General features: G+C 67.3%; 9 protein-coding genes. 5 read left to right on the top strand and 4 right to left on the bottom strand.

Features of this window, described 5'->3' with window-relative positions; all coding sequences use genetic code 11:
• Positions 1 to 8: 8 nt before the first annotated feature.
• A complete protein-coding gene (cbiB, locus tag AMK58_RS08110) occupies positions 9 to 971 on the bottom strand; it encodes an adenosylcobinamide-phosphate synthase CbiB (protein ID WP_035674659.1) in 963 nt (320 codons plus the stop codon).
• 35 nt (positions 972 to 1,006) lie between these two features.
• On the opposite strand from cbiB, the gene cobD reads away from it, so the two are divergent.
• The 4 genes from cobD (at position 1,007) to AMK58_RS08090 (ending at position 5,903) form a co-directional block, all read left to right on the top strand.
• On the top strand, positions 1,007 to 2,044 hold the full coding sequence (gene cobD / locus AMK58_RS08105) for a threonine-phosphate decarboxylase CobD (protein WP_059398795.1): 1,038 nt from the start codon (positions 1,007 to 1,009) through the stop codon (positions 2,042 to 2,044).
• Between the two features lie 155 nt (positions 2,045 to 2,199).
• On the top strand, positions 2,200 to 3,801 hold the full coding sequence (locus AMK58_RS08100) for a sensor domain-containing diguanylate cyclase (RefSeq protein WP_236778079.1): 1,602 nt from the start codon (positions 2,200 to 2,202) through the stop codon (positions 3,799 to 3,801).
• A 268-nt stretch (positions 3,802 to 4,069) separates the two neighbouring features.
• Positions 4,070 to 4,621: a PAS domain-containing protein gene (locus AMK58_RS08095; protein WP_035674665.1), complete on the top strand. Its 552-nt coding sequence runs from the start codon at positions 4,070 to 4,072 to the stop codon at positions 4,619 to 4,621.
• On the top strand, positions 4,596 to 5,903 hold the full coding sequence (locus AMK58_RS08090; protein ID WP_035674668.1) for a methyl-accepting chemotaxis protein: 1,308 nt from the start codon (positions 4,596 to 4,598) through the stop codon (positions 5,901 to 5,903). The genes AMK58_RS08095 and AMK58_RS08090 overlap by 26 nt, the downstream gene beginning before the upstream one ends.
• Before the next feature lie 61 nt (positions 5,904 to 5,964).
• On the opposite strand, the gene AMK58_RS08085 is transcribed toward AMK58_RS08090, so the two are convergent.
• Positions 5,965 to 9,498: a response regulator gene (locus AMK58_RS08085; protein ID WP_236778078.1), complete on the bottom strand. Its 3,534-nt coding sequence runs from the start codon at positions 9,496 to 9,498 to the stop codon at positions 5,965 to 5,967.
• 140 nt (positions 9,499 to 9,638) lie between these two features.
• On the opposite strand from AMK58_RS08085, the gene AMK58_RS08080 reads away from it, so the two are divergent.
• On the top strand, positions 9,639 to 10,457 hold the full coding sequence (locus AMK58_RS08080; protein ID WP_236778077.1) for an ABC transporter substrate-binding protein: 819 nt from the start codon (positions 9,639 to 9,641) through the stop codon (positions 10,455 to 10,457).
• A gap of 3 nt (positions 10,458 to 10,460) precedes the next feature.
• Here the strand turns inward: AMK58_RS08080 and AMK58_RS08075 are convergent, their stop codons facing one another.
• Positions 10,461 to 12,305, bottom strand: coding sequence for a potassium transporter Kup (locus AMK58_RS08075; protein WP_035674709.1), 1,845 nt, complete (start codon positions 12,303 to 12,305; stop codon positions 10,461 to 10,463).
• Between the two features lie 194 nt (positions 12,306 to 12,499).
• A complete protein-coding gene (locus AMK58_RS08070; protein ID WP_059398794.1) occupies positions 12,500 to 12,736 on the bottom strand; it encodes a hypothetical protein in 237 nt (78 codons plus the stop codon).
• Between the last annotated feature and the right edge of the window lie 20 nt (positions 12,737 to 12,756).

Genomic DNA, 12,756 nt, shown 5'->3' with positions numbered 1-12,756 from the left:
TGGCGCGCTTAGAGGGTCAGCGCCAGCAGCAGCGCGCCGGCCACCAGGGCGATGCAGGCGCGCCGATAGAGGTGAAGGGCGCGGGTGATGTCCTGCACGGTGGCGGCGGTGCGGCCCGGCCCCATCCAGGCGTCCTCGATCCGAACCTCGCCATAGACCCGCGGTCCGCCGAGCCGGAGGTCGAGCGCCCCGGCCATTGCCGCCTCGGGCCAGCCGGCGTTGGGCGAGCGGTGGCGGTGGGCGTCGCGCCGTACCGACCGCCAGGATTCGGCGGCGTCGGCCCCCTCGGTGAAGCGGGCGGCCACCCAGATCAGCAGCGCCGACAGGCGGGAACCGGGGAGGTTGACCAGATCGTCCAGCCGCGCCGCGGCCCAGCCGAACGCCTCGTGCCGGGGCGTGCGGTGGCCGATCATGCTGTCCGCGGTATTGATCGCCTTGTAGAGCGCGATTCCCGGCAGCCCGCCGACCAGCAGCCAAAAGGCCGGGGCGACCACACCGTCCGAGAAATTCTCCGACAGGCTTTCGATGGCGGCGCGGCTTACCCCATGCTCGTCAAGGGTGGCCGGATTGCGGCCGACGATGCGCGACACGGCTTCACGCGCCGCCTCCAGCCCGCCGTCGCGGAAGGCGGCGGCGACCGCGGCCACATGGTCGTGCAGGCTGCGCTGCGCCAGCAGGGTGGAGGCCAGCGCCGCTTCGAGGAGGCCGCCGAGCGGCAAGTGCCGGCACAGCCCCGCCACCGCCGACGCGGCGCCACCCACCACCAGAAGCAGGACGAGCAGAGCCAGCACGCCGGCGGCCTTGCGGACGGCGAAGGATTCACGCTCGCGGTTGAGCGCGCGGTCAAGCTGGGCGATAAGCGCCCCGATCCACACCACCGGGTGGCGGATTTGGGCGTAGAGTGCGTCCGGATAGCCGGCGGCGGCCTCGATGAGGAGAGCGGCGGCGAGCACGGACGGATGAAGCTCCACGGGATCGAATCCTCTGGGGGAAGGGAAGGGGCGGGATGATGGCGGAATCGGCGGCGGGGTCCAAGAGGATCGTCCAGGGTGAGATCATCCACGGCGGCGACCTCGACGCTGCGCGGGTAGCCTTTCCAGGGGCGCCGGAACCCTGGGTGGACCTGTCCACCGGCATCAACCCCTGGCCTTACCCGCTGCCGCCCATCCCGGACGAGGCCTGGGCGCGCCTGCCGGGCCGCGCGGCCGAAACGGCGCTGCGCGAGGCCGCGGCGGCCTGCTACGGCGTGCCGTCGCCGGACCGTATCGCCGCCGCGGGCGGTTCCCAGGCGCTGATCCAGATCCTGCCGCGGCTGCGGCGTCCGGGGACGGTTGCCGTGCTGGGGCCGACCTACGCCGAACATGCCGCGGGCTGGGCCAAGGCCGGCCATCGCGTGACCGGGACGGAGTCGCTGGACGCCTGCGATGCCGACGTGGTCGTGGTCGTGAACCCGAACAACCCGGACGGCCGCATCGTCCCGCCCGAAACCCTGCTGGCCCTGGCGGAGCGGCAGGCGGCGCGGGGCGGCTGGCTGCTGGTGGACGAGGCCTTCGCCGAGGTCATTCCGGAGTGCAGCGTGGCGTCGGAGGCCGGGCGCGCCGGTCTGGTCATCCTGCGCTCCTTCGGGAAGTTCTTCGGGTTGGCCGGGGTCCGGCTCGGCTTCCTGCTCGGTGAGCCGGCGCTGGTCCGGGATGTGCGGGCCGCCGTGGGACCTTGGGCGGTGTCGGGTCCGGCGCTGGCGGTCGCCACCGCGGCGCTGTCGGATTCGGCGTGGATCGCCGCCACCCGACGCCGTCTGGCCGACGCGGCGGCCCGCTTCGACGCCCGACTGATGGAGGCCGGGGTGCGCGTCGCTGGAGGCACGTCGCTCTTTCGTCTCATAGACGATCCGCAGTCCGCCGGGCTTTACAATGAGTTGGGCCGGGCCGGGGTGCTGGTGCGCCGGTTCGACTATCGGCAGAGGTGGCTGAGGCTGGGCTTGCCGGTGGACAATCTGGCGGAAGACCGTGTGTCAACGGCGTGCGGAACGTTCAAAAATCGATAGATTTTGCGCTCAGGATAGGCGATCACCACCATAGCGCGACAAGATGGCACACAGGGGCAAAAAGGCGCATCGGCTAACGTACTCCTTGTTTGCCCTATCGTGGCGCAAGAATCTTCCACGACGCTGTCGGGGCCATGCTGGATTCGGTTGGTTCAATGAGTTCTTCTGGGGATGCGGAGGAAACCCGTGTTGCGCTGTGGCGTGTGTTCGACACGCTGCCGACGGGGGTCTGCGTCACCACGGACACAGGGACCATCCTGTACGCCAACCCGGCCCTGCATGGTCTGCTGCGTTATGCTTCCGGCGGCCTGACCGGTCTCGACCTCGCGGCGCTGGAGCCGGAGGATGCCTTTTTCCCGGCGCTGCCGGATGCGCCGGGCGAGCGGCGATTGCGCTGCCAGGATGGCGGAACTGTCTGGGTGGCTGAGTCGGTCGGTCCCACCACAGGCCCGCTGGGCGAGCGGCAGTCTCTTCGCGTCTACACCGACATCAGCCACCACCGGCAGGCGCAAGCCGCGCTGCGCGACCAGCTCCTTATGAAGGAGGTGCTGTTCGAGACGCTGCCGGTTCCCGTCTTCGTGAAGAACGCGGCTGGTGAATACACGGACTGCAACGACGCCTTCGAGCGCTACACCGGCCTGGATCGCCGGAGCATCGTCGCCAAGACCGCCTTTGCCGTGATGGACCCGCGCATCGCCAAGGCGCACGCCGATCAGGATCACGAGCTGACCGTCAACTGGGGCCAGCGCAGCTACGAGGAGGCGGTTCCCTTCGTCGGCGGCACCACCCGCCTGTCCAGCCTGACCAAGGCCGTCTTCTGCGACAGCGCCGGGAACCTGGGCGGCATCGTCGGCGTGATCCACGACCTGACGGAGGGGCTGCCCAGCGAGGAGCGGCTCCAGGCCATCCTGGAGCAGAGCCCGATCGGCGTGTCGGTGTCGCGCCGCGACGACGGCAAGATCATCTTCGTCAACACCCGATTCGCCGAATTGATCGGTCTGAAGCGTGAGGATCTGATCGGCCGGCAGGCGCGCGACTATTACCTGGATCGGCACCAGCGCGAGCGGGTGATCGATCGCCTGCGCTCCTACGGGTCGGTGACCAACATGGAGGTGCAGTTCCGCCGGGCCGACGGGTCGTCCTTCTGGACGCTGTTCACGGTCAACCAGGCGGTGATCCAGGGCGTTCAGGTGAATCTGGCCTGGATCTACGATTACACCGACCGCCGGAACATGGAGGAAGCGCTGCGGGACATGGCGTCCCGCGATCCGCTGACGGGAATTTACAACCGGCGCTCCTTCATGGAGTTGGCGCGCTCGCAGCTGGCCCGCGCCCACCGCTTCAGCGAGCCGATGTCGGTCTTCGTTCTGGACGTGGACCATTTCAAGCGCATCAACGACAGCTATGGCCACGCCACCGGCGACGACGCCCTGCGCATGGTGGCCGGCGGCTGTCAGGCCATCTTGCGCGAATACGACATTCTCGGCCGGCTCGGCGGCGAGGAGTTCGTCGTGGTCCTGCCCGGTGCCACCGCAGAGGAATCCCGCGTGGTGGCGGAGCGGGTGCGCCGCCATCTGTCCCGCATGGCCATTCCTGGGCCGGAAGGCCGGTTCCATTTGACCAGCAGCATTGGCATCTCGGCGCTGGACGGGTCCTACGACACCCTGGAAAAGGCGATCCACCGGGCTGACCTCGCCCTCTACCGCGCCAAGCGCGAGGGCCGAAATCGTGTCGTGGTTTACGAACCAGGCATGTGATCCACCATCTCGGAGAGAAAATCGATCCGATCCAGTCCATGGTGGGGACTGATTTTTCTCTTCGGACTCCGTATCGTTCGCTTCGATGCAACCCATTTTTCGCGTTAGGAATGTGATACAATTTGTCGCAGCCGAGCGCCGCTCGTTTTTAAAGCCATCCAATTATTACGTACGCTATGAGTCGAGGGCAGAAGATATTACCAACGGTTGGGTTGGTGATCTGTTTGTCGGGTGATTGCGTTCACCGGTGTTTGAAAGGCGGACGGTCATGACGGTCGGCACGGGCGGCACACATGGTACCCTGACCGGGCGGGAGCGGACCTTTCACCGCGATGAGATCATCGTCTCGAAGACGGATATCAAGGGCCGCATCACCTACGCCAACGACGTGTTCCTGCGCATCAGCGGCTACAGCGAAGCGGAGTTGCTGGGAAAACCGCACAACATCGTCCGCCATTCCGACATGCCGCGCTGCGTCTACAAGCTGTTGTGGACCCGCATCGAGGCTGGAAGCGAAATCTTTGCCTATGTCATCAACCGGGCGAAGGATGGAGACCATTACTGGGTGTTTGCCCATGTCACGCCAGTTTTCGGCAATCCGGACAGCGGAAACGGGCGAACCATCACCGGCTACCATTCGAGCCGGCGTGTCCCGGCGCGCCCCGCGGTGGACGCGGCGGCGGGCCTCTACGCCGCGCTGCGGGCGGAAGAGGCGCGGCACGCCGACCGGAACGCGGCCATGGCGGCCTCCGGTGCCATGCTGGAAAAACTCCTGCGCGACAAGGGCACGAGCTATGACGAGTTTGTCTTCAGTCTCTAAATCGCTCGCCGCTGCCGCTTCGGCCGCCCTGCTGTCGGGAGCACAGGCGGTCTACGGCTTCATGACCGGCGACGCCGTCGCCGCCGCGCTGGGGCTGCTGGCGATTCTGCCTTGTCTTGCCGCGATCCGCTGGCTGGCGCTCACCAACCGGACCATCCACAAAGCCATCGCGGTTATTGCCGCGGCCGAGAAGGGCGACCTTCAGCCGCGCATCTTGAACATCCAGGGGGCCAGCCCGATTGCGGACATGCTGCGGACCCTCAACCGCCTGCTCGACCGCGTGGAATCCTTTGGCAAGGAGGCCAACGCCGCCATGCAGCACGCGGCGGAGGGGCAGTATTACCGGCGCATCGTGATGACCGGCATGGTCGGTGAATTCGGCGCCTACGCCCACCAGATCAACGACGGGCTGGCGGCCATGGACGGCAAGAGCCGCGAGTTCGTGGAGAGCGCAACCCGCATCGGCGCCAACATCAAGGAGGTGGCGCAGAGCCTGTCAGCCAGCGCCGCCCAGCTCGAAGCGTCCTCCACCGCCATGACGGCGACCGCGGCCACGGCCAGCGAGCAGTCCTTCTCCGCGGCCTCGGCGGCCGAGCAGGTGTCGTCCAACGTGGACGGCGTGGCCGCCGCGACTGGCGAGGTATCCGGCGCCATCGGCGAGGTGGCCCAGGGCGTGTCCCGCACCGCCGATCTCGCCCGCAGCTCGGTGGAGAAGGTGCGGGAGGCCGACGCCACCATCCGCTCCCTGCTGGCCGCCTCCGATCAGATCGGCGCGGTCGTGCAGCTCATCAACGACATCGCCAGCCAGACCAATCTGCTGGCGCTGAACGCCACGATCGAAGCGGCCCGGGCCGGGGAGGCCGGGAAGGGGTTTGCCGTGGTGGCGACGGAAGTGAAAAACCTCGCCAACCAGACCGCCAAGGCGACGGAGGACATCTCCGCCCAAATCTCCCAGGTCCAGTCGGTGACCCGCGATACGGCGGCGGTGATCCAACATGTCGGCGGCATGATCCACGACATCGACCAGATCGCGGTGGGAATCGCCGGCGCCGCCGAGCAGCAGAGCGCGGCCATCGACGAGATCAGCCGCTCCATCCGCGAGGCATCGGCCGGCGTGCGCACCGTGGCCGACGCGGTGACCAGCGTGTCTTCCGGCGCGCAGGATGCCAGCGCCGCCGCCAGCCAGGTTCTGTCCTCCGCCGGTGAACTGGCGCGCCGCGCCGAGACGCTGAACGGCGACATCGACAAATTCGTCGCGCGTGTTTGCGGTGGGCAGCGTTAACTGTCGATTAAAGGTCGGTGACGGTTGTCCCGCCGCGGCGTGAGGGGGGAGCCGGGCGTGCCTATCTTTCCCCGGATGCGCCCATCGGCCGCCCCGTCATCTCCAGCCCGACCAGTGCATCGTCAGGCGGTGTACCGGTCCGCTCGGCGTCCTTGAGGGCGGCATCCAACGCCTGGATGCGATCGCCGCTGATACCGGCAGCATCCCGGCGGCGGGCCGCCGCCACGAGTTCACCGGCCAGTGCGGAAGCCTGCGCGAAGCCGACATTGCCCGCGGAGCCCTTGAGGATATGGGCTTCGCGTTCCACGATCGGGAAATCGCCGTCCTGAGCACCACGCCGCAACCGGTCGAGATGGCTTGGCGCTTCGCGAAGGAACGTTTCCATCAACAGGCCGAAGCCCTCATCGCCAAGCGCGTCACGCAAATCCTCGCGTTTGGCGTGGTCGATGCGCGGCGGCGGAACTTCGGTCTCCGGCGATGGTTCCCGCCGGTTGGGGCCGCTTCCTTGCGGAATGCCACCCCATCGCGCGACCGTCCGTAAGAGCTGGTCCGCCGCGATGGGCTTGGGCAGATAGTCATCCATTCCAGCGGCCAGACAGGTGGCCTGATCTCCTTCCATGGCGTTGGCGGTCATGGCGACAACGGGAACGCGGGCGGCGGATCCGCCCATCCGGCGGATCGCCCTGGTCGCCGCCAGACCGTCCATTTCCGGCATCTGCACGTCCATCAGGACAAGATCGTAGGGCAGGGCGGCGACGGCGTTGACCGCCTCCAGCCCGTTTGACACCGAATCGACCGCATGGCCGGCCCGGCGCAGCAAAGCCAGCGTCACCTGAAGGTTCACCGGATTGTCTTCCGCCACCAGGATGCGGCGGCGGGCCGCGCCGGTCGGGGGGGTGCTGGACGGCGTCGGCGCGGCCAAGGGCCTGCCCGGTGAGGAGCCCGGTGGCGATGAGGCGCCCGACTTGTCTGTGGGACCCGCATCCGGCGACGAAACCCTGAGTGCCCGCGCAGCGAACAGATGCGACACCGCGGTGCGCAACGCCCTGGACCGGACGGGCTTGACGATCCGCACGTCGATAACGGCGGCTTCCTCTTCCGTCTCATCCATGCGCTGGGAGGTGGCCAGCGCCAGCGGCAAGTCGGCCAACGCCGGGATGGCACGGATGCGAGCCGCCAGCTCCGGCCCGGTCAGGCCCGGCATGCAATGATCGAGAATGGCGGCGTCGAACGGTCGGCCCTTGGCGCATGCCGACAGCAGCCGGTGAAGGGCATTTTCACCCGTTGCGGCGGAGTCGGTTTCCAGGCCCATCGCGGCGAGCTGGCGGGCGAGCAGATCGCGGTTCACCGCCAAATCGTCGACCAGAAGAATGCGCCGCCCGGCCCAACTGCCCGGTGCTTGCGGCGCGGATGCGGCATCCGTCGGCGTGCCGCGCCACAAGGGAATGACGACCCAGAAGACGCTGCCCTCGCCGGGCATGCTGTGGACGCCGATCCGCCCGCCCATCAGCTCCGCGAGGCGCTTGCAGATGGCGAGGCCGAGCCCCGTTCCACCGTGACGGCGGGCCGACGACCCATCCACCTGACTGAACATCGTGAAGAGACGCTTGTGATCCGCCGTTGCGATGCCGATTCCCGTGTCCCTCACCTCGAAACGAATGGTCACCGGCGTCTCGTGTGGGGGCGGGACCACGGATTCATCCGGTTGCGGTCGGTCCTCAGCCCCAGCGGCAGCGTCCTGTTCCACCGACAGAACGATGGTCACACTGCCCTGGTCGGTGAACTTGACGGCGTTGCCGGCAAGGTTGATGAGGATCTGGCGCAGGCGGCCAGGATCGCCGCGCAACGGACCATGCAGGGCCGGCGGAACGTAGCTGGCCAGTTCCAGCCCCTTTGCGGCGGCGCGCGGAGCCAGCAATTCCAGCACGCTTTCCACCAGCGGCACGGCTTCGAAGTCCGATACCTCCAGGGTGAGGCGCCCGGCATCGATCTTTGAGAAGTCCAGGATGTCGTTGATGATGGTCAGCAGCGATTCCGCGGAGTCGCGAATGGTGTCGGCGTAGCCGCGCTGCTCCTCGTCCAGGTGGGTTTCCTGGAGAAGCCCGGCCATGCCGATCACCCCGTTCATGGGCGTCCGGATCTCGTGGCTCATGGTCGCCAGGAATTCCATCTTGCTGCGCTGCCCGGCCTCGGCCTTCTCCTTGGCCTCGGTCAGAGCCCGCTCGGCCCGCTTGCGCTCCGACAGATCGCGGAAGAAGGCGGCGAAGAGGATGCCGTGCTGCGTCTGCACCTCGGCCAGGGACAGATCGAGGGGGAACACCTCGCCATCCATCCGCAGCCCGTTCACCTCGCGCGTGTAGTTCGGGCCGATCCGTCGGGCGCCGGCGGTGATGGCCTCCATGACGCGGCTGTGGGTCGGGTGGTGCTGCGGCTCCATCAACTCCTGCACATGACGCCCGACCAGGTCGCCGGGCGGGTAGCCGAAGATGCGGTGTGCCGCGGTGTTCGCGGTCTCGATCACACCATCCGACCGCGCCGTCAGGATGCCCTCGGCGGCGGTTTCCAAAAGCGCGTTGAAACGGGCGTTGCCGTCTTCGAGCTGGGCGTCCTTGCGGCGCAGCAGGGTCAGCGCGGTGGCGAACAGCAGGATGACCAAGCCGGCCCCCAGCGCGACCCCGGCAATCTCCATCTGGTTGGTCCACCAGCCCGCCAGTTCCTCATCCTCGCTGCGGCTGATCGCCAGAACCAGAGGCCAGAGCGGCGTGGCGCGGTAGGCGGTGATGCGCTCCCGACCGTCCTGGCCGGTTTCGTGGAACACACCGCCCTCGGACATGGGAAGATGGACGCGAAACAACTCCGCCCCGGCCATCGGCGTGCCGATGCCGTCCGTCCCATCCTGAGGAAGCCGGGCCAGAAGCAACCCGTCCCGGCGATAGAGCGACGCCGTGCCGTGCAGCCCGTTGCGCACCGCGCGGAAAATGCTTTGCAGATATTCGGGATTGACCGAGGCGACGGAGACGCCGAGAAGCGTCCCATCCGCTCCACGAATCGCCCTGCTCATCGGCAGGACCCACCTGCCGGACCGGTCGTCCGCAGCACCGGTCGGCGCCAGAAACCGTCCGCGCACCGGGGCGCCGATGTAGAGTCCCTGGTTCTGTCCGGACAGTTGGGTGCGAAACAGATCCATCTCCGCGAACGAGGAGCCGATCAGACGGGGATCCTCCGTGGTCGCCACCAGAACGCCCCGGCGGTCGAGCACGGAAAGGCCACGGAGATGAGGCGACCGGCGCAGCCGTTCCTGAAGCAGCGGGGGCGACGACCCCTTCCAGTCTTCCATGGACTGACCATGCAGCAGATTGCCGACGCTGACCGCCTCGCCCACGGAGGCCAACGTCACGTCAACCGCCTGGACCGTTCGGCTGACCGAGGACTCCAGGGCACTCGCCAAATCATCGATGTTTTCCGCAGCATTCTTCAACGCCAGGGCGCGGTCGGCGTGGATGTCGTAGGCGACCTCGAATACAAGGGCCATCACCGACAAGAAGGCCAACGCGAGAAAGGCGCCCCGATGCTGGAACAGGGCAAGCTTGGCCATCACGCGTGGCTCCGTGCGGTGTGCTGGTGTCCCGCGAATCTTAACAGCGGGCAGCCGAATCGCAAGCATGCGCTGTGCTTTACGAGGGCGCAGTGCTATCCTGTCGCGGTCATCGGGGATGGGTTCGGGGGTCCGAGGTCGTGCGGCGTCTTTCCATCGCACTGACGGCGTTGGCGCTTCACACGGCGCTCCAGTCGGTGTTCCTGGTGTTCGGAACGGCGCCGGTCCGGGCGGAAGGCCGGCTTGACCGGGTGCAGCGCACCGGGTTGCTGCGCGTGTGCATATGGCCGGACTATTACGCCATTTCCTTCCGCAGTTCATACAGCGGGGAACTCCAGGGCCTGGACATCGACATGGCGCGGTCCTTCGCCCACGATCTGGGCGCTCGGGTGACCTTCGTGGAAAGCGGCTTTCCGAATTTCGTCGCCGATCTGTTGAGCGACCGGTGCGACATCGGCATGTTCGGCATCGGTGTCACGGCGGCCCGTGCGGAAAAGGTCGCCTTCAGCCAGCCCTACCTGCGCAGCGGCATCTACGCCGTATCCTCCCAGATGCACCCGCGCATCCTGAGGTGGGACGATCTGGACCAGGACGGCATGGTGGTGGCGGTTCAGAAGGGCACCGTCATGGACGACTATGCCAGCCTCTCGTTCCGCAAGGCCAGTGTCCGCATCGTTTCCGGCCCCCTGGAGCGGGAGGAGGAGGTCCAGTCGGGACGTGCCGACGCCTTCCTCACCGATTACCCTTATGGCCAGCGGATGCTCGCCTTTCACCAGTGGGCGCATCTGATCGCTCCGGAGAATCCGGTTCAGACTACGCCCTATGCCTACGCCGTGGCGCCGGGGGACCCGCTGTGGCTGGACCGGGTGAACCAGTTCGTCGACGCGGTCAAGCGCGACGGGCGGCTTGAGACCGCCGCCGCCCGGTTCCGCCTCACCCCCATCGTGGCTCGGGACTGACCGTCAGATCTCGACCTGCGTGCCGAGTTCGACCACGCGGCCCGGTGGGATGCAGAAGAATTCCGTCGCCGACAGGGCCGTCTTTGACAGAAGGATGAAGGCGGGCTCGCGCCAGCCCGGCAGGCCGGTTGACCGCGACGGGATCAGCGTCTCGCGGCCCAGGAAGAACGACGTCTCCATCATGTCCAGATGCAGTCCGAAGCGGCGGCATCGCTCCAGCGCGCGGGGAATGTGCGGCTGTTCCAGGTAGCCGAAGCGCAGCACCACGCGGAAAAAGCCCTTGCCCAGCTTCTCCACCAGAACGGCGCGTTCCGGGGAGACGCGGGGCACCTCCTCCATGATCACGGTCATGACGACCACCCGCTCGTGCAGCACCCGGTTGTGCTTGATGTTGTGCAGAAGGGCGTGGGGGACGACGTCGGGGTTGCCGGTCATGAAGATGGCCGTCCCCGCGACGCGCTGCGGCGACTGCGGAGAGACGCGCTGCAGGAACAGGTCCATCGGCAGGGCGTCGGCGTAGAGCCGCTCGGCCAGGATGCGGCGGCCCCGGCGCCACGTGGTCATCAGCGTATAGACCGCGGCCGCGATCAGGAGCGGGAACCAGCCACCGTCCGGCACCTTCAGCAGGGTCGCCCCGAACAGCGCGAGGTCAACCACCAACAGCATGGAGAAGGCAGCCACGACCAGCAGGGGGTTCCAGCGCCACAGCCGCCACGCCACCACCGCGGCCAGGATCGTGTCGATGGCCATGGCTCCCGTCACCGAAACGCCGTAGGCGGCGGCCAGATTGCTGCTGGACCCGAATCCGATCACCAGGATCACCACGCCGATCAGAAGCAGCCAGTTGTTGCGCGGGATATAGACTTGGCCGACCTCATGCTCGGACGTGTGGCGGATCTCGCGCCGCGGCAGGTAGCCGAGCTGCACGGCCTGCCGGGTCAGCGAGAAGGCGCCGGAGATCACCGCTTGGCTGGCGATGACCGTAGCCGCGGTGGACAGCAGGACCAGCGGCAGCTGCGCCCAATCCGGCGCCAGATGGAAGAAGGGGTTCTCCAGCGTCTCCGGCTCGTGCAGCAGCATGGCGCCCTGCCCGAAGTAGTTCAGCAGCAGCGCCGGCAGGACGAGGTAGAGCCACGCGATGCGGATCGGTGCCCGCCCGAAATGGCCCATGTCGGCGTAGAGCGCCTCGGCCCCGGTGACCGCGAGGACCACGGCGCCCAGCGTCAGGAAGGCCACCCAGCCGTGGTCGACGAACAGCGCCGCCCCGTACAGCGGGTTGAAGGCGCGCAGCACGTCCGGCCAGTGCAGCACCTGCATCAGGCCCAGCACCGCCAGCGTGACGAACCAGACCCCCATGATCGGGCCGAAGAAGATGCCGACCCGGCCGGTTCCCTGCCGTTGGAACAGGAACAGCAGGGTCAGCACCGCCAGCGTGATCGGGACGATGTAGGGGGATAGGGCCGGGGTGACGACCTTCAGCCCTTCCACCGCGCTCAGGACCGAGATGGCCGGGGTGATCAGGCTGTCGCCGTAGAACAGCGCCATGCCCAGGATCGCCAGCGCCATGATGGCGCGGTTGCCCGCCTTGGAGCTGAGCCCGCGGTGGGCCAGCGTGCCCAGAGCCAGGACGCCGCCTTCGCCCTTGTTGTCCGCCCGCATGACGAGCAGGACGTATTTCAGTGTCACGACGATGATGAGCGCCCAAGTCGCCAGCGACAGGATGCCGAGGATGGTCGGCTCGTCGAGCGGCAGGCCGGTGTGGGTGAAGGACTCCCGCATGGTGTAGAGCGGGCTCGTCCCGATGTCGCCGTAAACCACGCCCAGCGCTCCCAGGACGAGGGCGGGCATGCGGTTGGCTTGAGGGGGGTGGCCCGAGGGAGTGGAACTGGGAGCGGGGTTGGGGGCCGGAGCGGCGCCGTTCGGTCCGTCGCCGGTTTGCTGGTTGGCGCTGTCCATGATGGTCCGTTCGTTCGGATCGCGGTCCGGTGTCGGGGATCCCTCCTTGCGGGCGGAACGCTTCGGCCGCGAACCTTCTCCTTACATCAACCGCTTACCACAAGACCATATGGTTCCGGTGGTATGAGGCCGCCAGCCACAAGGTGGAAGGCGGTGGGCTTCTTCACGCCCGGCGTCAGGACCAATGCCCCGGAATAGAACGAATATGGAACATACCACTTGCTGTTCATGATTTGTTCGTATATGGTTTCTTCATCGAAGCCGTGGCCGAGCGTCAACATCACCCGGCGCGGCGGCGCCAACCGATGAAGGAGGACTTTCATGTCGATCCTGGTGTTCCTGC

It is taken from the genome of Azospirillum brasilense (genome assembly GCF_001315015.1).
In the GTDB taxonomy this organism is placed as follows: Bacteria; Pseudomonadota; Alphaproteobacteria; order Azospirillales; family Azospirillaceae; genus Azospirillum; species Azospirillum brasilense.
Note: the sequence above shows the minus strand (reverse complement) of the source record. Positions and strands in the feature narration are given on the sequence as shown.